Here is a 20,168-nt window from a genome sequence, read left to right as displayed (position 1 = left end):
ATACAAAATATTACAAACGATACAAATAAGAACTACCGTTGATGGGGAGGTGTTGATGCTCGGCAGTTTGCTATTGTCGGAGGCTGGATTTTGGTGTTGGCGCAGATAGCGCTCGGCAGTGATACCTGCCTCGCACGGCGTTTCGCAGAATGGAGCGCGTCCGTTGATTGCGCGAAGGCTCCTCACTCCACAATCTCCTGCGCACGCAGAGCCATATTGGATACGATTGGCGTTATTGCGGCCGGCGCTGTGCATAACAAATGCCGCGCGCTATCAGCGGGCCTCGCAGATGGGCACGCTCCTGATAGGCTGTTGGACGATTCTGTTTTAGGCATGCAGGCCACAGCACTGGTTAACGGATTTGCTGCGCATGTGTGGGACTTCGACGACACCAGCTATACCGGGATAATTCACGGCTCGGCGGTCATTTTACCTGCGGTGCTTGCAGTTGCGCAGGCCCGCAACGCTTCGGAAAGAGACCTGATTGAAGCCTTCCTAGTGGGTTCCGAGGTCGCTTATGTGTTGGGTGAAATCTGCACACACAGCCACTTTCTATCCGGTTGGTGGAGCACCGGATCCTGTGCTGAAGTCGGAGCCGTCGCGGGGCTCTGCCGGCTGCTCGGCCTGGACAACGACCAGACAGCCAGTGCGATAGGGATCGCCTGTGTCTCTGCTGCTGTGATCAGGTCGATCGCGGGAACCGATGCGAAACCCTATCTCGTGGGAAGAGCGGCCAGTCAGGCTGTCGCTACGGCTTTCGCGGCAAAGCTGGGATTGACCGGACCCCATGACGCTTTTGAGCAGGAAAACGGGTTTTTCCAAATGCTCAACCACGGACACAGCGATCTGGCTCAGGTAAACTCGCTGGGACAGCGCTGGCGCATCGAGAGTCCTGGATTGATGTTCAAGACCAGTCCGGTGTGCTCGGCGGCACATTCGGCGATTGAGGCGACGGTACTCCTGCTTGACGATAACGGGTTCGAGGCAACGGACATCGACAGGATCTTTGTCGAGGTGCCGGAGTTGGTGTGGAAATCTCTCGTCTACTCACATCCGTCAAATCCGCAACAGGCCCAGTTCAGCCTTCCCTACGCAATCGCCTGTGCGGCATTGCATGGCGCTGTGCGGCTGCAGGACCTGACCACAGAAGAAATCTTCTCTGAAGCGAAACAACAGTTAACGGCTCGCGTCCAGTGGCAATCCAGTGAACGGCTCTCGAACAATCAGGGATCTCAAACACATCCCGAGAGCGCCAAGGTCTGTATCCGTTTGAAGGACGGCCGGACGGTCTCACGCTTTTGCGGCAACGCCCGCGGCGCACCTGACCGTTCTCTTACGGATGCAGAGTTGGTTCGAAAGTTCCGGGACTGCCTGACATATGCAGGTCAGGACATGCCGGATTTTGATCTCCAGACAATCGACCTTCTGGATCTCGCAAACAAAACCCTGTGCCCGACAAAACACTCAACGGAACAAATGGAGGATCTGAAATGTGGCGTTTCAAGGTAGCGCGAACGGCGGCTATGTCGGTCGCGGCAGCAGTTGGCTTTTCGATATCTGCACCATCGCTTCTCGCAGAGGAGCTTATTCGCCTCTCAACCTACGTGAACGAAATCGATGTCCGCTACGAAGGCTTTAAGCACTTTGCCGAACTTGTATCTGAAAAAACCGAAGGCCGGGTGCGCGTGGAAATCTTCCCTTCAGCAACCTTGAACGGCTGGAGCGAAGGCATCGATGCGGTGCTGGGCGGCGTCGCGGACGTCAGTCACATCTCCTATGATAAAAGGCTGCCCTGCTACCGAGCTGGCGCTTTTTATCCTGCGTCCGTGGATCTGGAGAACCAAGTCGATCTCGATGCAAAGATGACGGCTCTTCTTGCGGATGAGGCCGCCAAAGTGGGCCTGATAAACATCTTTTCATCGAACTATTCCTTTGATCAGGAGTGGTGGTTCCACGAGCAGATTGAGGATCTAGGCGATCTCAAGGGTCTTCAGGTGCGCAGCATTGGCCCGCTTGTCAGCGCAATGATCGAGTCCTGGGGCGGCAAGCCGGTCTTTGTGTCGCCGAAAGAAGTTTTTCAGTCTGCCGATCGTGGGGTTGTCGATGGCATCAATATGGGGGTTGCGACCTACAGTTCGTGGAAGCTGTGGTCGGTGATGCCGCATATGATCAACGCCGACCTGTTTTACGGTAATGTCATGTATATGATGAACAAGGCGAAATTCGATGGCCTTAGCGCCAACGATCAGAAGGCGGTCCTTGATGCCGGCCGCGAAACCGAAACCTGGCTGAAGCCGAAATACGAAGCCTGGATCAACCAAGCCGTAGGCGATGCCGTCATGAATGGTGGCGGCTCGGCAATTTCGCTTTCCAAGGAGAAGCGCGACGAACTGCTCGCTTCGATACAGCCGCAGTGGGACGAAGAGCTTGATAAGACCTGTGGGAAGCAAACTGCAGACAAGATCCGGGCTCTGCTGGCGGAACACACACAGTAGTGACGCCTCACATGCCGGGGCAGTTACAGCCGTCCCGGCATGACCGGAACAAATTGCGCTTCCTCGCGCTGATAGTCATACGCGATGGACGAAAGACGAAAAAGTGCTCAACTATCGACGATATGGAAATGGTCCGGCATTGGTCCTGCAACATGGGTTCCTCGGCGGTTCGGGCTATTTCGAACCGCAGATGGCGGCTCTTGGTGAGGCCTATGACATCGTCGCGCCCGATCTGCCCGGCTTCGCAGGCAGCGCAGAAGAACCGCCGCCCGCGACGATAAAAGACCTGTCCCAGGCGCAGATGGCGCTCTTGAACGACTTGGGTATAGAAAAATTTAGCCTCCTGGGTCATTCCATGGGCGGGATGGTGGCGTTGCAGACGGCCCTGGATTATCCCAAACGCGTCGAAAAGCTCATTCTCTATGCGACTTCAAGTTCAGGTTACTTACCCAACCGCTTCGAGACCTTTGAGGAAACCAAACAAAAAGTGGAGCGCGAAGGGCTGGCAAAGGTCGCGGCAAGCGTCACCGCCACATGGTTTCGGGAGCTGGCGGCAGCGCCGATGTATTCTTTTTGCCTCGACGCGGGAAAGGGTGCATCGAAAGCGGCTGTGCTGGCTTGCCTCGAGGCCTTTCCCTTTTGGGACGTGACGCAAAGAATGGCTGAACTCAGGATGCCGACGTTGGTCATCAGCGGCGACGCTGACCGCTCTTACAGCGTTGACGGTATTGTCCGCCTTGCAGGACAGATTCAATCTGCCGAATTGTGCCTCTTGCCAGGCTGCGCACACTGTGCCCACCTGGAGGCATCCGATCTTTTCAATTCAGTAGTCACAAACTTCCTGAACAAAACCCATTGAAGCCAGTTACGAACGGGGTCCGGCGGCGCCCACGTCATCAGGCCTGGTCAAATGGCACACCCCGAGTGGTTAACCACTGTAGGATGTCTGACTGCCCACATCACCAACACAAGAAAAGACCACCCCTTGGATCCGCCGCGCGTGATCGTCTGTAAGAAGAATACAGTTACGAATTAACAAGAATCGGATGGTTGTACGGCCACCTCGCGGATACTCTCCCCGAATGTTCGCAAGGAGATTTTGATGCTTGGCCGTGATGCCCTCTTCCCCGATTTCAATGACTTGGATGCTGTCGAGAACGCTCTAACCGCACGTTTGGACAGGGCCCGCCGCAGGTACGCTGACCGCAAGGCAATCGCAGAAGAACTATCTTCTGAATGGCTGAATGATCTCTACGGAAAAAAGTTCGACCAGACCGAAGATTTGGAAACACTGATGGACTGGGTGATCGATGCCTTGGACAGGGGCAGTGTGCAGATGACGCATCCAGGCTATATGGGCCTGTTCAATCCGGCACCAACCTTTGCTGCCGAGTGTGCAGACCGAATCGCATCCGCCTTTAATCCACAAATCTGTGTTCATTCGCACGCACCAGCAGCAGTGGAGATCGAGCAGCATGTCATTAACGAGGTGGCACGCCGTGCGGGGCTACCCGTTGGTTCAGGTGGCCATTTCACGAGCGGCGGAGCGGAAGCGAATTCGACCGCCGTGCTGTGCGCACTCCAAGCGAAATGCCCGAACTACAGTGATAGAGGGCTTAGTGAATTTACTGGCCCACCGACGGTCTATGTCTCAAAGGAGAGTCACCTGGCGTGGCTGAAAATGGCACATGCTGCCGGGATAGGACGCGACGCCGTGCGATTGGTGGCGACCGATGGGAAAGGCCAGATGGACATCGGCGCTCTCGAAGCCGCCATTGCGATCGATCTGAAAGCGGGATGCATACCTGTCTTAATCGTGGCGACCGCCGGAACGACAAATGCTGGAATGGTGGACCCTCTGGGCCCGTCAGCCGGACTTGCCCGAAGCCACGACATGTGGTTCCACGTCGATGCCGCTTGGGGAGGCGCTTTGATCGCCAGCGATGCACAACGCCACGTGCTAAATGGCATTGAACGTGCGGACTCCATCACCATCGATGCGCACAAGTGGTTCGCCACCACAATGGGGGCCGGCATGTTTTTAACAAGCCGGCCGGACATTCCCGCTCAGGTATTTCGCATCACTGCGAGTTACATGCCGGAAAGCGAAGCCAGCAAGGATTTCTACGTGAACTCCACCCAGTGGTCCCGCCGCTTTGTCGGGCTTCGCCTGTTTCTCGCGCTCGGGTCGGCTGGTTGGGAAGGCTATGGCGCACATGTGGAGCGCTCAATCAGCTTGACCGGCCGCCTGACCGAAAGGCTGATGGAAGGCGGATGGGTGCACGCCAATGCTTCGCCCATGGGAGTGAGTTGCATGGTGCCCCCAGAAGGGCATCGAGCCGTGCAGCATTACGTGGATGCCGTTCATAAAGATGGTCGTTTCTGGATTTCCAAAGCCATCTACGAAGACAATCCTGTATTGAGGGCCTGCGTCACGAACGGTCGAACGGACGAGACCGTGATCGACGATCTGGCGGATTTACTCGAAGGGCTTCCCATCTGCACCTGACGAACATGATCTCTTTGGACTCGGGCATCACTCAGAGAACTCACTCGTGGGGACGCAGGTCCTTTTGTGCGTCAGTTTGTTAAGCCAATACTCAAACAGGGCCCGAGCCCGCTTACAAAATGATGTAAGCACTCAAGACCGAACCAACTCGACCGCCGCATTCGCCATGACAAGTTCGGCCTTCACAACATCCCGGCAAAAGGCATGGAAACGCCGCAGCAGACGGCTGTTCTCCCGCCCCTTGCTCCACGCCAGGACCACGTCGAAACCGGGTACGCTCTCGCCGATCGGCAGGGCCACGATTGAATCTCCCTGATAGGTCAGGGTATGCGGCGGCTGAAAGGCCATCAGGGTGAAGCCCATGTTCCGGCCCACGCAGGAGCGCAGCATTTCGTACGAGCGTGAGACCAGCGCGATCTCGGGTTCGATGCCGTGGTCTTTCAGAAGATCGAGGTAATGCGGTCCCGGTCTAGGCTCATGCGCCAGGACATAGGGCACGCCCTGCAGGTCCCGCAGTGAGACTTCGCTTTGCAGAGCGAGTGGGTGATCGGCAGACAGGGCGACCCTGGGCCGCACGGTCAGCAGCGGCTCGACGTCGAGGCTTTCCTTGTCGAGGCCCTGGTCGTAAAGCAGCGCGCAGTCCAGACGCCCGCGCAGGAGGTCTCTGGTCAGGTGTTCGCGAGTGTCCTCATGGAACTCCAGCTTCACGGCCGGCCAATTGGAACGATGCTGCGTAACGACCCCCGGTCCCAGGATCGGGGCGAAGGCAGCGTAACAGCCGAAGCGAATCCGCCCGGCTTCGTCGGACGCCAGCGCCCTCGCTTCTTCAGAGACCTGCTCGCCGTGCTGCAGCAGTTGCTTCGCCCGCAGCAGAAACTCGCGGCCCGCGACGGTCAGCACGACACCTTTTGCGGTATGGCGCGAGAACAGCGAGAGTCCGGTCGAGGCTTCCAGTTTTGAGATCGCGGTGGAAATAGCCGAGGCTGAGACATTGAGTTGCCGGGCCGCCTGCGCAATTCCTCCGAGGGACGCCACGGCCTCAAAGTAGCCCAGTTGCTTGAGGGTAAAATTTATCATCGAAAAAACTGTGCCTTCTGCACTATTTAAAGCATTTTTTCGATTTATAGTGAGCTGATACGCTGAAGTCTTCAAGTGGCATTCCTGCCCCCGCCAACTGCGACGAGACTCAGCCATGACCGACCCTATCCAGCCGCATCCGCCCGAACGACCCAATACAGAACGCCCCAATGTCGTCCTCATCCTGGTCGATGACATGGGCTTCGCCGATCTCGGCATAACCGGGTCGGAAATCCGTACGCCCAATATCGATGCTCTGGCGCGGAACGGCACGCTGCTGACCGCCATGTACAACTGCGCGCGCTGTTGCCCCACCCGTGCGTCGCTGCTGACCGGACTCTATCCGCACAATGCCGGTGTCGGGCATATGGGCGCCAATCTCGGCACGCCCGCCTATCAGGGCTTCCTGCGCAACGATAGTGCAACCATCGCCGAGGTTCTGCGGGCACAGGGCTACCGCACCCTCATGTCCGGCAAGTGGCACGTGGCCGGCGATTTCATGGCGCGGGAGGTAGATAGCTGGCGGGTCGGCGACATCGATCACCCGACCCCGCGCCAGCGCGGCTTCGACCGCTTCTACGGCATCGTCGATGGGGTCACCCACTTCTTCGCGCCGCACTTCATGCTGGAGGACGACAGCCGGGTCGAGGTCTTTCCCAATGACTTCTATTTTACCGACGCGATCACCGACAAGGCCATCGGCATGATCGACGAGAGCGTCGGGATGAACCAACCCTTCTTCCTCTACCTCGCTCACGCCGCCCCGCACTGGCCGCTGCATGCCCGCGAAGACGACATCGCCCGCTACGACGGCGCCTATGGTCAGGGCTGGGATGCGGTTCGCACGGCGCGCCATCAGGAGATGAACGGTCTGGGCCTCTTCCAGACCAACTGGCAGATCTCGCCGCGCGATCCCTCGGCACCGCCCTGGGAGGCCATCGAACATAAGGACTGGCAAGCCAGCAAAATGGCGACCTATGCCGCCATGGTCGACCGCATGGATCAGTCCATCGGACGGCTGGTCGCGGCGCTGAAGCAGCGCGGACAGTATGACAACACGCTGATCCTCTTTCTCTCCGACAACGGCGGTTGCGCGGAATTCATGGCCGAGGACGGCTGGGCCAAGTTCTTCCCAGATCAACTGGATGACGGCCGCAGGATCGAGATGGGCAACCGGCCCGACATCCGGCCCGGCGGCCCCCTCACCTACCAGAGCTACGACCTGCCCTGGGCCAACGTCTCCAACGCGCCCTTCCGCCTGTTCAAGCACTGGGTCCACGAGGGCGGGATTTCAACCCCGCTGGTGGCCCACTGGCCGGCGCGCCTGAAAGCGCCGCAGGTCGCACAGGCCCCGGCCCACGTGGTCGACATCCTGCCGACCATTCTGGAGGCCTGCGGCGCCAAGCCGCTCACGGAACTGGGCGGTCACGAGATCCAGCCGCTTCAGGGCGAGTCCCTGATGCCATTGCTCTCAGGCAAGGACTGGCAGCGCGAACAACCGATTTTCTGGGAACACGAAGGCAACTGTGCAATCCGCCAGGGCCAGTTCAAGCTGGTCCGCACCCACGGTTCGGAGTGGGAGCTCTACGACATGGAAGCCGACCGCACTGAGTTAAACAATCTCGCTGATCGGAACGCGCCCCTCGAAGCCGGCCTGAAGAATCAGTATGCCGACTGGGCAACAAAGACCGGCGTCGAGGCCTGGGACCAAATCCTGCCGCGCCTGCAGAAGGCCTGGAACATGGAGAATATCCACGGCGGCGAAGGCTGAATCTTTAAACGGACACGCCACCTTTCAGGCCGCCGCACCTTCGACAATGAGGAAGTCGGCATCGGCATTTGCATTACGGATTTCCTTTGCAGCCTGATACTCGGGACTCCGGTAGCAAGCCGCCGCCGTTGCGTAATCCTTGAACTCGACCACGACATTACGTGCACGGGCCTCGCCCTCCATGGCTTCAAAGGAGCCCCCGCGAACGAGGAACCTTGCACCGAATTTATCGAAGGCGGCCTTCGCCGCTTGAAGATATTGGGGATAGCGCGCTTCGTTGTGTACGCTGACACGCACGATCCAGTAACCCTTTGGCATGAGACCTGTCCTCTATGGAATCTTCATGTGAAAACGAAAAGCAGGGGCGGTTTTCTAGTGGCTGACCTGAGCATCTCAGATCCTATGCCGCAGCCTTCATGGTCCCGGCGATCAGTCCATAAGCCTCTGCCCAGGCCTGACCTGCTTCTGGCGTCCAATCCTCGGCCAGCCCCTCTTCCAGAGTGCCGAGCAATGCAATTCCGACAGAGGCATAGTGTTCGTCCTGAACCCCATAAGCAGTATGACGCCGGCCAAGCTCCTGTAACTGAGGAACGATTTCCTCAACACCCTCCAACCGGCCAATGACGCCGGCCAGCGCCTGCACCAGTTTCATCCGCTGGGCCACCATATCGGTGCCCTTAAAGAGTTCGCGCAGATCCGGATCGATCTCGAAAAGCTTATCGTAAAACAGAGAGACCGCCTGATCGGCGATCGGAGCAATCTTACGCCAGCTTTCGCGGACAATTGCAATTTGTTCAGGGGACATTTTCAATTCTCCTATATTTATCATGGAATTAATCAACAGGTGCTTGACCAAAAAATGGACGGCGGCGCCAATCGTGACTTGTCTTAGCAATTGCCAATCATTTAAAAAAATGAATAATTATGATGATTTTGTTCTCTATGAGAGATTTATGGATCTGTCCGACCTGAAGATATTTACTGCCGTTGTCGAGGAAGGCGGCATCACCCGCGCCGCTGAGCGCTTACACCGGGTTCAGTCGAATGTGACCACGCGCATCCGGCAACTGGAGGATGAGCTCGGTGTTCCGCTCTTCATCCGCCAAGGTAAACGCCTGCATCTGGCCCCCGCCGGGCAGACCCTGCTCGACTATGCCAAGCGCCTGCTTCTGCTGGCGGAGGAAGCGCGCGAAGCTGTGCACGGAGATGTGCCTCGGGGTCTATTTCGCCTGGGATCTATGGAAAGCACCGCAGCCGTACGCTTGCCTGGGCCATTGGCTGCCTACAACGACCTGTATCCCAAAGTTGAGTTGGAGCTGCGCACCGGAAACCCGACCCAGCTCGCCTCGGCGTTGCTGTCAGGCGAGCTCGATGCCGCTTTGATGGCCGAACCGATCGCAGATGCCAAGTTCGAGTCCGTCCTCGCCTTCGAAGAGGAACTGGTTATCGTGACCGCCCAGGATCACCCCACGATCGACAAGCCAGACGCGGTGCCCCGGACCATCCTGGTCTTCGAACACGGCTGCCCCCACCGCCGGCAACTCGAGCGCTGGTATGCGGCACGGGACGAAACACCCCAGCGCATCATCGAACTCAGGTCCTATCACGCCATGCTCGGCTGTGTTCTCGCCGGCATGGGTGCGGCTTTGCTGCCCAGAAGCGTACTCGGCACCTTTCCCGAGAGTAAGAGGCTGCGCATTCATGATCTGCGGGCAGGTGAATGCGATCTCAACACTCTGTTGGTCTGGCGTAAGGACGTTCGCTCACCGAAGGTAAAAGCCCTGGCGGATATCCTGACGGAAACAGGTGACTGAAGGTGGAGTAATCAGTAAACGCAGGGCTTTCACCCTTACCTCTACTCGTCAGGTTCGTAAACAAGCAGGTCTCCGGGCTGGCAATCCAGAATTTCGCAGATCTTTTGCAGGGTATCGAAGCGCATACCTTTGACTTTGCCAGACTTGAGCAGAGAAATGTTCTGCTCGGTAATCCCCACATGGAGCGCAAGATCCTTGGAACGCATCTTGCGTTTTGCGAGCATGATATCGAGGGTTACAACAATCGGCATAATCAGGTCGTCGTCATTTCTTCGTCATTCTTTGGCGGCAATAGTCATGCAAACTTCGCAGCGCACTGCATTATATGAACGACCTATTCTCTTCGGAGATTTTCGAAGCCTCACTTAGGATTCGCCCGACCAATACGATAAGCAGGCCGATGACGATTGCAAAGGCATCTAGCTCGCTGACGCTGATATAGGCCATTAAGGCGAAATCGGCAGCCGAGATTGACAAACCACTGTCCATCGGAGCAGCCGCAACGACAACCGTCTTTAAGAGACCGAAATCCGCAACGAACCCAATCGGCGCAAGCAGCGTGACCATCCATCCTACTTTGCCGAGGCGCATGGCCGCGATCTCCGTAAAAATCTCACCCCGGCCATAACCACGAAACAGCTCGCGCGCCCAATAGAGGGCACAGAGCGCCAGCACATTGATCATGTTGGAAGTAACGAACACTATCGCACGCGCAAGCGGCGAATAGCTCTCGGGAACCGGATACTTCTGCTGTCCGGCCTCAAACACCGGGGCAAAATCCGGGCTGGAACTCAACACCGAATAGGCAAAGGCGAGCATTTCGTCGTATTCGGCAGGCGAAAAGGCCATGAGGTATGCGGCTTCCGCGCAGTACCAGATGATAACGGCCATACCCACGAGCGTTAGTATCTGCGCAAAGCGGGCCAGAGAGCGAATTCGGCCCGTTGCCCGCCCTTGCCCAGCCATCGTCTCTTCTAAAACCATCAACAACTTCTCCTCGTCACGGGATCCGACCGGCAGCTCAATCGGGCGGGTGTCCGGTGGACAGTTTCTGTACTGCGTTTCCTGTCCCAACATCGGCGCGCAAAAAATCAATTGCGAACACCGTAATTATTTTACTTGAATTTTTTATCGTAAAACAATAATTTTTTCTCATTCAACGATCTTGAATCGTCGTTTAGCACATAACAATGGGATCTAAAATGAACTTCTTGAAGCGGGGATCACTCCCCTCTCAGGCCGCCCCTGCGGTCAGGATTCGGGTCTATCTGGTTCTCCTGAGCATATCGGTGCTCTTCCTATTGCCGATGACGGCCTTCGCACAGCAGGTCAAAGACAACTGGACCGGGCCTTACGTCGGTCTGACCCTGGGTGCCAACGGTACAGCGGCAAGCATCGAAGACGGCGCCAACGGCAATGATCTCGACCTCGATGACAGCGGTGTTTCATTCGGCGTGGTCGGCGGCTACAACTTCGCTCCTTTCGGCCGCTCCGAAAGCGGTCAGTGGCTGATCGGCCTGGAAGCCGACGCCCAAACCCTCGACAGTGACGACAGCGCGAACGATTCTCTTCTGGGTAAGGCCTCTCTGGAGAGCAACTGGGTGGCGACCACGCGTGTCCGGGCCGGCTACGCCTGGGAGCATCTGCATCTATACGGAACCGCCGGTCTCGCCCTCTCTGATATTCACGTCAAGACGGCCGGAGACGATGACGACGGCGTGCGGGCCGGCTTCGCCGTCGGACTTGGGGCAGAACTCGCCATCAACGAGAATTGGTCGGGCCGCCTGGAGGGCATAAGCTACGGTTTCGGCGAAGACGACCGCCGGATTGCCGGATCAGACCACGATATCGGCATCGGTGCCGCGGTTGTTCGCATAGGCGTTTCCCGCCGGTTTTAGTACCCAGACCGCACTCGCACAATATGAACGAGAGGCTGATCCACGTAACTCGCTGATTTAGTTGAATCCGATCAGACTCTTGCCCCAGACACGGGCGGGCCGCTTTTAAAACAGGCGCCCGCCCACCTTCTTTACCTCCAATCAGGTTCCCTCTTTCGTCACCGCGGCAATGCTTTATTTTATCGGAGTCTCGAAATCTCCCGAAAGGCAATGCGACGTGGAAACCGAACTCCAAGCCTGTTTCTCTGCCGATTATGCGTCGGCCCGCCAACGGTTCCTGACGCAGAGCCGCAAACTCGGCTTGGAAGTATCCTCCTACCGCAATCCCAACCTGGGTCCCCTTGGCGAAGAGTTGGCATGCGACACGGCCTGGGCTGGTCCCCGTAACGCCAAAAAAATCATCGTAACTCTGTCTGCAACCCATGGCGTCGAAGGTTTCTGTGGATCGGGCGCACAGCTGGACTGGATGCGGAACAAAGGTCCGGAGAGCCTGCCTGACGGTGTCGCGATGCTGATCATCCATGCCATCAATCCGCATGGTTTTGCCTGGCTGCGCCGGGTCACGGAAGAAGGCTGCGATCTCAACCGCAATTGGCTCGATTTCGACGAACCTCACCCGGTCAATTCGGGATTCGAGGCTTTGCGGGACGTTTTGCTGCCACCCGAGCTCTCCGGTCCACTTTTCGACCAGGCCGAGGAAAAGATTGCCGCCTGGCGCGCCGAACATGGAGAGACCGCCTTTCACGTCGCACGCGGCGGCGGCCAGTACACCCATCCGGAAGGCATGTTCTACGGCGGCAAGGCGCCGACCTGGTCGCGCCGAACCCTGGAAGGAATCATGGTCGATTTCAACCTTCCCAACCGCGCCCACATCGCCGTCATCGATTACCACACCGGCCTCGGACCCTTCGGCTATGGCGAACCGATCTGTGGCAATGTACCTGGCACCCCTGGGCACGATCGCGCCAAGGACTGGTATGGACAGTCACTGACCGAGCCGGATCTCGGCACCTCCTCCTCCGTGCCCAAGGTTGGCCTGTCGGAATTTGGCTGGACGCGGATCGTCGGTGACATTCATACCTACGTCGCGCTTGAGTACGGCACTTACACGCCGGATGCCGGGCGCACAGCCCTGCGCGCCGACCACTGGCTGCACGCGCGTGGCAAGGTCGATTGGCAATCGGAAGAAACCCGGGCGATTAAGAAACGCCTCAAAAACCATTACTATCCGGGAACACCGGACTGGCAGGAAATGGTGATTTTCCGCAGCCGCATGGTTCTCCGCCAGGCCCAGCGCGGGTTGGCGAAGGTATAAACGGGGATTGGCCTTGGCATGAAGATCTGGGACATCACACAGCCGCTCCGCCCCGGCCTGCCTGTGTGGCCGGGCGACACTCCCTACGAAGAAGAGCGCACCTGGCAGATCGATGATCATTGCCCGGTAAATGTTTCAAGAGTCACCCTCTCGACCCATAGCGGCACCCATGCGGACGCTCCTCTTCATTACGACCCGTCAGGCCTGCCATCGGGTCAGGTGGATCTTAGTTTCTACCTCGGCCCCTGCCTTGTCCTGGACGTCATCCAAGCCGGTTCGCGTATCATGCCGCGCGACATCGCGCCGGCGCTGGATCAGCCGGCCGAACGCGTGTTGCTGAAGACCTACAAAACCACACCGCTGCAGCAGTGGGACGAAAACTTCACCGCGATCGCACCGGAGTCCATCGAGGCTCTGGCTGCGGCAGGCACCAGATTGATCGGAACCGACACGCCGTCGCTGGATCCGCAAAGCTCCAAAACCATGGACGCGCACCACGCCGTCCGCCGTGCGGGCATGGCCATTCTGGAAGGTCTGGTGCTGGACGAGATTGCCCCGGGCGCGTACGAATTGATTGCCCTGCCCATCAAGTTTGCAAACCTGGATGCCGCCCCTGTGCGCGCCGTTTTGAGAGGACCCATTCCGTCGTGAGTGCAATCACCCGAGAAGACCTCCTGGAGTGGGATCAAAGCGATCCCCTCGGCCCAATGCGGGCGCAGTTTCATATCCCGGCGAATACCGTTTACCTGGATGGAAACTCGCTGGGGCCAATGCCGAGAACCACGGCGGGGCGCGTATCGCAAGTACTCGAAGAAGAATGGGGCGAAGATCTGATCCGTAGCTGGAACAAACATGGCTGGATGGAATTACCTCAACGCTGCGGTCGCAAGATCGCCGGCCTGATCGGCGCCGCGGCAAACGAGGTCGTGGTCGCGGATTCCACCTCGGTCAATCTTTTCAAACTGCTGGCCGCCGCGCTTCGTCTGCAGACTGAACGCAAAGTGATCCTGTCGGACAGCGGGAATTTTCCGACTGATCTTTATGTCGCCCAAGGCCTGATCGATCTGCTGGACAAAGGCCACGAGCTGAAGCTGGTGGCGCCCGATGAGATCCTTGGCGCGATCGACGACCAGGTCGCTGTGGTCATGCTGACCCAGACCGACTACCGTTCAGGACGCATCCACAAAATGAACGAGGTAACGGCAAAGGCACATTCTGCCGGCGCCCTTATGCTCTGGGATCTGGCACATTCGGCGGGCGCCTTTCCCGTCGATCTTCGGGGTGCAGGCGCAGACTTCGCGGTCGGCTGCGGTTACAAGTATCTGAATGGCGGACCGGGCGCGCCAGCGTTCCTCTTTGTCGCCGAACGCCTGCAGGATCAGGTGCGTCCACCGCTATCCGGCTGGATGGGGCACGAAGCCCCATTCCTGTTCGATCAAGACTACCGGCCGGCGGATGGCATCAGCAGAAACCTCTGCGGCACCCCGGCTGTTCTCAGCATGTCGGCGCTGGACGCAGGCCTGGACGTTATCGGGAATGCCGGCATGTCGGCAATCCGCGAAAAGTCGGTGCGCATGACCAGCCTCTTCATTGACCTTGTGGAGACGCATTGCGCCGACTTCGGCTTCGAACTCTTCAGTCCCAGGGATCCGGAGACACGCGGCAGCCAGGTTTCTTTCAGCCATACGCAGGGTTATCCCATTATGGCCGCCTTGATAGATCAGGATGTCATAGGCGATTTCCGAGCGCCGGATATCCTGCGTTTCGGTTTCACGCCGCTCTACCTCCGCTACGCCGATATCTGGGACGCCGTGGAGACACTTCGTGACATCATGACAAGTGGCAGCTGGGACCAACCGAAATTCCATAAACGCCTTGCCGTCACTTAGGTGAAGGAATCGCAATGCCGGAAAAAAAAGCACAAAAACCCACGACGGCAAACCTGCCTGAAGGCGCCCATAGCGACTTTGCGGAGTCGATGAGCTATGGCGACTACCTCTCGCTGGACAGCCTGCTCGCAAGCCAAAACCCAGTCAGCGGTGAGCACGACGAACAGCTCTTTATCATCATCCATCAGGCGACTGAGCTCTGGATGAAGCTGATCCTTCACGAATTGCATGCCGCCGTCACCTGCATCCGCGCCGACGACCTAGCGCCCGCCTTCAAGATGCTGGCGCGCGTTGCCCGCATTCAGTCGCAGCTCATTCAATCCTGGTCCGTGCTGTCGACCATGACACCTGCGGACTACCTGCAGTTCCGCGATCAACTCGGGCTCTCGTCGGGCTTTCAGTCCTATCAATACCGCGAGATCGAATTCCTGCTCGGCAACAAGAAGCCGGCACTTCTGGCACCGCACCGTCATAAACCGGAAATTCATGACCGCCTCGAAGCCGTGCTGAAGGCGCCTAGTCTCTACGACGAAGTGCTGCTGCTTCTGGCACGAAAGGGTTTCGCGATCGATGCCGCCGTGACCGACCGGGATTGGAGCCAACCCTACGCTGCGTCGCCGTCCGTCGAAGACGCCTGGCTGCAAATCTATCAGCAACCGGAAACCCATTGGGAACTCTACGATTTAGCCGAAAAGCTGGTCGACCAGGAAGATTCCTTTCAACAGTGGCGCTTCCGCCACCTGAAAACCGTCAGCCGCATCATCGGTCACAAACGCGGCACCGGCGGCACTTCAGGCGTCAATTATCTGTCGAAGGCGCTGGACTACAGCTTCTTTCCGGAACTCTGGAGCGTGCGCACCGCTCTTTAGTCATGGACGACGCGTTGCCGGTCACCACCCAAACCCGTCCTTCACAACGGCGATCCGCGTCTGCTCGTCGGATAGAGTTTGCAGGAAAAGCTACGACGCCGAAACAATTGTTCCAGAACCATGGAATGCTGTGAACTTATTCAGCCGAGAGCATCAAAATGCGTTATATGGGATAAAGCTGTTTACCACTTCAGGTGAATAAACCCTTCATTTCCAATCATTCTTGAGTGCCTTGAACCCCGACAACTTAATCTATCCTCAACACCTTTACGGCATTTTATCAATCTGCAGCAGTCTTTTCAGGAACGCAGCGGGTATCGATGTCTCAAGCTCAAGCCGCGGCAGTTGCCGCCCCAGACGAAAAAGAAACGAAAGCAGACCTGCTGGCGCGGGATTCCCTGCGTATTCTACCGCTTTCCTGCATTCCGCTGGAAACCGCGCCGCTTCAGCGCGCTCGGATCGTCAAGAATTTGCACCTTCAGGGCGTCGTCGAGATGTTCCAGGACGAGAGCACCGGCAGCGGACAACTCGAACCCGACCAGTTGCCGACATATTTTGGCTGGGACCCCAACAAGGATCATGCGGACCTTACACGTATCCGAGCCCTTTCGAGCCTAAGCAGTTACGACGTCTATAGCCTGCGCATCGAGCTTCGGCGCCTGGGCATCGACGTCAATGATCATAAAGCGCTTACACTCTCTGAGGATAAGAGCAAGGAGCTCGCGGGTCATATGAAGAGTTTTACCGGTCCACTGCTTCAGCAGGTTTATGGATCCGGTGAAGAAAACATTCAGGATTTCGGCCAGCTTGTTGGCCTGTTCGCTTCGCCGAACAAGGCTGAGGCCCAGAAGAATCTGAAAAAGCTGGCAGACAAGCTTGAGATTGATCTGATCGAAGTTCCAGCATTTTTGGAAGACTATGCCGATACCTTCCTGTCTCTCGCCTACTTCAAGGATTGCCTAGACGATGTAGTTCCCAAAGTCATGTCATTCCTCGAGAATATCGGCGATCTCAGATCCAATCTTCAGTTGCAGCGCACCACCGGCTTCCTGGAAACCTGCGACTTCATGGAACCGCGTCTGAATAGTATCATCACATCGATTACCGGACGTTTCGAGCGCTTTGACCAGCATACGAAGAATCTTTGGGACGACGTCTCAGCGACATCTTTTCAACGGATACGCCGCCTGATCAAAAGTCATCACAAGACGGTTGGCGGAGTCCTTTGCGGTATGTCGACAAAGATGGATGCCTGGGAAGCGAAGTTCGGCACAAACAGCCAGGGGGCCGCGGTCGTCGCCCGTGCCGATTTCATCATGAGCGATATGCGTCACGGTATCGTGCGGCTCGAAGAAATTGAGAAGTCGGCCCCGGATATCGCCGAAGCGTAAAATCTGACATTTTTCCTATGATCTGCTCGACCGGCGATAGGCGCCCGGGCCGACGCCGAAAACTTCCTTGAAGCGCTTGGAAAAAGACGGGACGGAAGCGTAGCCGCAACGGCTGGCGATTTCCGCCATATCAAGTTCAGAGCTCGCCAACCAGTTTCGCGCCTTGCTTAATCGCCAATGCGTTAAGTATCCGACCGGCGGCACACCGACCGTCGCCGTAAAGCGTTCGGCGAACCGCGCCCGCGACATGCCGGCAAGCTTCGCCAAGCCGCCTATCGTCCATTTCACTTGCGGTTCGTTGTGAATTGCCTGCAAGGCTTTGGAAAGCTTTACATCATGCAAAGCTGCAATAAAACCCGCCGGTTCATCCTCGAGTTCTGCCTTCATCCGCCGGACCGATTGAATAAAAACGATCTCGAGCAGGCGAGTCAGAATCCCTTTGCTTCCCTGCGCCTTCAGGTCTGCTTCCATGGAAAGCAGGCGCAGTGCCGCAGCGGTCCAGGGCTCCGCTCCCAGGTCACCGGCGCGCACCAGAAGCAATGCTGGCAAGCTGGTCAGAACAGGATGATCTATCGCTTCATCGAAATGACAGAAGCCACAGAGCAACCGCGCCCGGCGCTCGCCTGATCCGTAACGCAAAAGGCCCTGATCGAGCGCGCCCGCGGCCAACACCTCGGCCAAGGGAATCGGATCTATCTGCGGTCCACTTGAAAGAATCTGACCCGCACCGTCAGGAACGATGGCGAGGTCACCTTCATTCAACTCCCTCTCCACCTGACCCGGCACGCGCAGCCAACAGTGCCCCTGTTGAACAAGATGAAAGCGCACGCGCCGTTTCTCCGGGGGCAGTTCGATCGAAAATCCGTCGCGGAGTTCCGCCTGAAAATAGAGCTCGCTATGAATTCTCAAGGTCGAGAAGACATCAGATAGAACATCCGAATTATCCATACCCTATTCTTTTCGAGACGATTGAATAAGAAATCGAGATCCAGGCAAAGTGTTTGGCGGCGCTGATTCTGTCAAGTTGAGTGAGATCAATTTGAGGGAAAACCTGATGTCGCAGGACACCGTCTTTGCCTTGATTGGCTTTGCATTCGCCATGTCCATCTCGCCCGGTCCGGGCAATTTCCTGCTGCTGACCTCGGGCGTGAACTTCGGTTTTGTGCGCTCGCTGCCACTGGTTTTGGGAATCAGTGCCGGATTCCTAACCATGGTATTTTGTGTGGGAATCGGGCTGGGCCAAATTCTGAACAAGGCGCCGATTATCTATACCTTGCTGAAATTTGTCTGCGCCGCCTACGTGTTCTGGCTCGCCGTAAAGATCGCCCGCAGCCGCTCCATAGGATCAAGCGCCAGTGATCAAATGGCGCAACCCATTTCGTTCATACAGGCGGCATTGTTTCAGCTGGTCAATCCGAAGGCTTGGGCCGTAGCACTGATCGTAACTGTTTCCTATACGAATCCAGACAACTACCTGACAAGTTTGGTTCTCATGATCCTTCTGTTCGCAATCGTGAACCTACCCTCGATCAGCGTCTGGGCAATATCAGGTGTCGCATTGCGGCTTGTTCTCGGAGAAGGCCGCAGGATCGCTCTCTTCAACTTGGCGATGGCGATCCTGCTCGTCGGATCCATGATCCCGGTTTTACTTGGTTCGATGGATTAACCGCAGACTTTCAAGGTAGCCGAAGAGAGCGGCCTACTTACGGCGCCAGGTCGTACCTCCGGCACCGTCTTCCAGCACAACGCCCAATGCATCCAATTGATCGCGAACCTGATCGGCCTTGGCAAAATCCCTGGCCTTACGGGCGTCGGCTCGCTCGATAATCAGGCGCTCGATCTCAGCTGAATCATCGCCACCGTCACCCTGAAACCAGGTTTCCGGGTCGCTTTCCAACAGCCCCAGTAAACGCCCTCCGGCAAGGAGTTCTCCCTTGAGCCTGGCCAGCAGGGCCTCGTCTCGAGGTTCTGCGCCCACCGCCTTGTTCAACGCCGTTCCGACTTCATGCAGAGCTGCAAGCGCGAGCGGCGTATTGACGTCGTCTTCGAGTGCTGTCAGCAGCGGCTGAGGCGGCTCCGATCCAGCTGCCTCGACCTCCTCGACGGAGCGCAAGGCGCCATAGAGCCGGTCAAGCTGGCTTTTTGATTCTGCGACCTTCTCACGCGTGAAATCCAGCGGCTGCCGGTAATGAGCCGAAAGTAGCGTCAGCCGCATGGCTTCGCCAGACAGGCCTTCGTCGCGGAGTTGGCGCACCGTGAAGAAATTGCCGAGCGACTTTGACATCTTTTCGCCGTTTACCACGACGTAGCCGTTGTGCATCCAGTAATTCACGAAGGGCACATCATTGGCGCAGGACGACTGTGCCAATTCGTTCTCGTGGTGTGGAAAGGTCAGGTCAAGACCGCCGCCGTGGATGTCGAAGGTCTTACCCAGATGCTCCTCCGACATGGCCGAGCATTCGATGTGCCAGCCGGGCCGGCCCCGGCCCCAGGGGCTGTCCCAGCCGGGCTGATCTTCCGAACTGGGTTTCCAGAGCACGAAGTCGGCCGGGTCCTTTTTATAGGGGGCAACCTCGACCCGGGCGCCAGCAATCATATCATCGCGGTTCCGGCCCGATAGCGCACCATAGCCCGTCATTGAAGTGACATTGAACAACACGTGGCCATCGGCGGCGTAGGCATGTCCCTTCTCGATCAACCGCGCCGTGATGGAGATCATCTGGGCGATGTGATCGGTCGCGCGCGGCTCAACGCTTGGCGGCAAGGCACCGAGCGCCGCCATATCCTCGTGATAAGCTTGCGTTGTACGGGAGGTTACGCTCTCGATGGACTCGCCCTTTGCCAGGGCGGCGTCGATGATCTTGTCTTCCACGTCGGTGATGTTGCGGGCGTAGGTAACCTTGTCGTCGCCGTAGATCCACCGCAACAGGCGGAAAACAACATCGAAAACCACCACGGGGCGGGCATTGCCGATATGTGCGAAGTCGTAGACCGTCGGACCACAGACATACATCCGTACGTTCGACGGATCGATCGGCTCAAAGCTCTGCTTTGTGCGCCCGAGCGTATTGTATATCTGAATGGTCATGACTCACCGGTGGGACTGTTTGCTGCTGGACTTGCTGATTGCCCGGCAATAT

The 20,168-nt window shown here is 57.5% G+C and carries 20 protein-coding genes; 13 read left to right on the top strand and 7 right to left on the bottom strand.

The features are described from left to right. The first annotated feature begins 93 nt into the window (after positions 1-93). The 4 genes from QMZ18_RS27090 (at position 94) to QMZ18_RS27075 (ending at position 5,004) form a co-directional block, all read left to right on the top strand. On the top strand, positions 94-1,509 hold the full coding sequence (locus tag QMZ18_RS27090) for an MmgE/PrpD family protein (RefSeq protein WP_282609515.1): 1,416 nt from the start codon (positions 94-96) through the stop codon (positions 1,507-1,509). Further along, positions 1,491-2,495: a TRAP transporter substrate-binding protein DctP gene (gene dctP / locus QMZ18_RS27085; protein WP_282609514.1), complete on the top strand. Its 1,005-nt coding sequence runs from the start codon at positions 1,491-1,493 to the stop codon at positions 2,493-2,495. The genes QMZ18_RS27090 and dctP overlap by 19 nt, the downstream gene beginning before the upstream one ends. 103 nt (positions 2,496-2,598) lie before the next feature. After that, on the top strand, positions 2,599-3,354 hold the full coding sequence (locus QMZ18_RS27080) for an alpha/beta fold hydrolase (protein WP_282609513.1): 756 nt from the start codon (positions 2,599-2,601) through the stop codon (positions 3,352-3,354). A 243-nt stretch (positions 3,355-3,597) separates the two neighbouring features. Beyond that, positions 3,598-5,004 (top strand): pyridoxal-dependent decarboxylase, encoded by a 1,407-nt coding sequence (locus QMZ18_RS27075; protein WP_282609512.1) that lies wholly within the window; start codon positions 3,598-3,600, stop codon positions 5,002-5,004. 132 nt (positions 5,005-5,136) lie between these two features. Here QMZ18_RS27075 and QMZ18_RS27070 read toward each other — a convergent pair whose 3' ends face one another. Beyond that, a complete protein-coding gene (locus QMZ18_RS27070) occupies positions 5,137-6,081 on the bottom strand; it encodes a LysR family transcriptional regulator (protein ID WP_282609511.1) in 945 nt (314 codons plus the stop codon). Positions 6,082-6,196: 115 nt separating this feature from the next. On the opposite strand from QMZ18_RS27070, the gene QMZ18_RS27065 reads away from it, so the two are divergent. Continuing rightward, positions 6,197-7,852, top strand: a complete 1,656-nt coding sequence (locus QMZ18_RS27065) for an arylsulfatase (protein WP_282609510.1) — start codon at positions 6,197-6,199, stop codon at positions 7,850-7,852. Positions 7,853-7,876: 24 nt separating this feature from the next. Here QMZ18_RS27065 and QMZ18_RS27060 read toward each other — a convergent pair whose 3' ends face one another. Together QMZ18_RS27060 and QMZ18_RS27055 are read right to left on the bottom strand one after the other, a co-directional pair. After that, a complete protein-coding gene (locus tag QMZ18_RS27060) occupies positions 7,877-8,170 on the bottom strand; it encodes a DUF1330 domain-containing protein (protein WP_282609509.1) in 294 nt (97 codons plus the stop codon). An 82-nt stretch (positions 8,171-8,252) separates the two neighbouring features. Continuing rightward, positions 8,253-8,657, bottom strand: a complete 405-nt coding sequence (locus QMZ18_RS27055) for a globin family protein (protein ID WP_282609508.1) — start codon at positions 8,655-8,657, stop codon at positions 8,253-8,255. Positions 8,658-8,805: 148 nt separating this feature from the next. On the opposite strand from QMZ18_RS27055, the gene QMZ18_RS27050 reads away from it, so the two are divergent. Beyond that, positions 8,806-9,666 carry a LysR family transcriptional regulator gene (locus tag QMZ18_RS27050; protein WP_282609507.1) on the top strand — a complete coding sequence of 287 codons (861 nt, stop codon included), beginning with the start codon at positions 8,806-8,808 and terminating at the stop codon, positions 9,664-9,666. A 41-nt stretch (positions 9,667-9,707) separates the two neighbouring features. On the opposite strand, the gene QMZ18_RS27045 is transcribed toward QMZ18_RS27050, so the two are convergent. Beyond that, positions 9,708-9,917: a helix-turn-helix transcriptional regulator gene (locus QMZ18_RS27045; protein WP_282609506.1), complete on the bottom strand. Its 210-nt coding sequence runs from the start codon at positions 9,915-9,917 to the stop codon at positions 9,708-9,710. A gap of 70 nt (positions 9,918-9,987) precedes the next feature. Continuing rightward, on the bottom strand, positions 9,988-10,650 hold the full coding sequence (locus QMZ18_RS27040; protein WP_282609505.1) for a DUF2975 domain-containing protein: 663 nt from the start codon (positions 10,648-10,650) through the stop codon (positions 9,988-9,990). 218 nt (positions 10,651-10,868) lie between these two features. Here QMZ18_RS27040 and QMZ18_RS27035 point away from each other — a divergent pair, with 218 nt between their 5' ends. The 6 genes from QMZ18_RS27035 (at position 10,869) to QMZ18_RS27010 (ending at position 17,028) form a co-directional block, all read left to right on the top strand. Continuing rightward, a complete protein-coding gene (locus QMZ18_RS27035; protein WP_282609504.1) occupies positions 10,869-11,564 on the top strand; it encodes an outer membrane protein in 696 nt (231 codons plus the stop codon). Positions 11,565-11,781: 217 nt separating this feature from the next. Then, entirely contained in the window at positions 11,782-12,879 is a 1,098-nt protein-coding gene (locus QMZ18_RS27030; RefSeq protein WP_282609503.1) for a M14 family metallopeptidase, read from the top strand. An 18-nt stretch (positions 12,880-12,897) separates the two neighbouring features. Continuing rightward, the gene (gene kynB, locus QMZ18_RS27025; RefSeq protein ID WP_282609502.1) at positions 12,898-13,530 is read left to right on the top strand and encodes an arylformamidase; all 633 of its coding nucleotides are present in this window, start codon (positions 12,898-12,900) and stop codon (positions 13,528-13,530) included. Continuing rightward, entirely contained in the window at positions 13,527-14,768 is a 1,242-nt protein-coding gene (gene kynU / locus QMZ18_RS27020; protein WP_322097326.1) for a kynureninase, read from the top strand. The genes kynB and kynU overlap by 4 nt, the downstream gene beginning before the upstream one ends. 14 nt (positions 14,769-14,782) lie before the next feature. After that, positions 14,783-15,637 (top strand): tryptophan 2,3-dioxygenase, encoded by an 855-nt coding sequence (gene kynA, locus QMZ18_RS27015; protein WP_282609501.1) that lies wholly within the window; start codon positions 14,783-14,785, stop codon positions 15,635-15,637. Positions 15,638-15,957: 320 nt separating this feature from the next. Next, on the top strand, positions 15,958-17,028 hold the full coding sequence (locus QMZ18_RS27010; RefSeq protein WP_282609500.1) for a hypothetical protein: 1,071 nt from the start codon (positions 15,958-15,960) through the stop codon (positions 17,026-17,028). A 15-nt stretch (positions 17,029-17,043) separates the two neighbouring features. Here QMZ18_RS27010 and QMZ18_RS27005 read toward each other — a convergent pair whose 3' ends face one another. Next, positions 17,044-17,976, bottom strand: a complete 933-nt coding sequence (locus QMZ18_RS27005; protein WP_282609499.1) for an AraC family transcriptional regulator — start codon at positions 17,974-17,976, stop codon at positions 17,044-17,046. A 106-nt stretch (positions 17,977-18,082) separates the two neighbouring features. On the opposite strand from QMZ18_RS27005, the gene QMZ18_RS27000 reads away from it, so the two are divergent. Further along, a complete protein-coding gene (locus QMZ18_RS27000) occupies positions 18,083-18,694 on the top strand; it encodes a LysE family translocator (protein WP_282609498.1) in 612 nt (203 codons plus the stop codon). A 33-nt stretch (positions 18,695-18,727) separates the two neighbouring features. On the opposite strand, the gene cysS is transcribed toward QMZ18_RS27000, so the two are convergent. Continuing rightward, positions 18,728-20,116, bottom strand: coding sequence for a cysteine--tRNA ligase (cysS, locus tag QMZ18_RS26995; protein ID WP_282609497.1), 1,389 nt, complete (start codon positions 20,114-20,116; stop codon positions 18,728-18,730). Between the last annotated feature and the right edge of the window lie 52 nt (positions 20,117-20,168).

It is taken from the genome of Pelagibius sp. Alg239-R121 (assembly GCF_947331435.1).
Classification (GTDB): Bacteria; Pseudomonadota; Alphaproteobacteria; order Kiloniellales; family Kiloniellaceae; genus Denitrobaculum.
This window is presented reverse-complemented; position numbering and strand designations above follow the sequence as displayed.

Coding starts and splice junctions, on each gene's coding strand:
- QMZ18_RS27045 (WP_282609506.1), bottom strand. CDS start 9,917: ATGCCGATTGTTGTAACCCTCGATATCATGCTCGCAAAACGCAAGATG.
- QMZ18_RS27010 (WP_282609500.1), top strand. CDS start 15,958: ATGTCTCAAGCTCAAGCCGCGGCAGTTGCCGCCCCAGACGAAAAAGAA.
- QMZ18_RS27005 (WP_282609499.1), bottom strand. CDS start 17,976: ATGGATAATTCGGATGTTCTATCTGATGTCTTCTCGACCTTGAGAATT.
- QMZ18_RS27000 (WP_282609498.1), top strand. CDS start 18,083: ATGTCGCAGGACACCGTCTTTGCCTTGATTGGCTTTGCATTCGCCATG.
- QMZ18_RS27040 (WP_282609505.1), bottom strand. CDS start 10,650: ATGGTTTTAGAAGAGACGATGGCTGGGCAAGGGCGGGCAACGGGCCGA.
- dctP (WP_282609514.1), top strand. CDS start 1,491: ATGTGGCGTTTCAAGGTAGCGCGAACGGCGGCTATGTCGGTCGCGGCA.
- QMZ18_RS27055 (WP_282609508.1), bottom strand. CDS start 8,657: ATGTCCCCTGAACAAATTGCAATTGTCCGCGAAAGCTGGCGTAAGATT.
- QMZ18_RS27050 (WP_282609507.1), top strand. CDS start 8,806: ATGGATCTGTCCGACCTGAAGATATTTACTGCCGTTGTCGAGGAAGGC.
- QMZ18_RS27035 (WP_282609504.1), top strand. CDS start 10,869: ATGAACTTCTTGAAGCGGGGATCACTCCCCTCTCAGGCCGCCCCTGCG.
- kynB (WP_282609502.1), top strand. CDS start 12,898: ATGAAGATCTGGGACATCACACAGCCGCTCCGCCCCGGCCTGCCTGTG.
- cysS (WP_282609497.1), bottom strand. CDS start 20,116: ATGACCATTCAGATATACAATACGCTCGGGCGCACAAAGCAGAGCTTT.
- QMZ18_RS27060 (WP_282609509.1), bottom strand. CDS start 8,170: ATGCCAAAGGGTTACTGGATCGTGCGTGTCAGCGTACACAACGAAGCG.
- QMZ18_RS27065 (WP_282609510.1), top strand. CDS start 6,197: ATGACCGACCCTATCCAGCCGCATCCGCCCGAACGACCCAATACAGAA.
- QMZ18_RS27075 (WP_282609512.1), top strand. CDS start 3,598: ATGCTTGGCCGTGATGCCCTCTTCCCCGATTTCAATGACTTGGATGCT.
- QMZ18_RS27070 (WP_282609511.1), bottom strand. CDS start 6,081: ATGATAAATTTTACCCTCAAGCAACTGGGCTACTTTGAGGCCGTGGCG.
- kynA (WP_282609501.1), top strand. CDS start 14,783: ATGCCGGAAAAAAAAGCACAAAAACCCACGACGGCAAACCTGCCTGAA.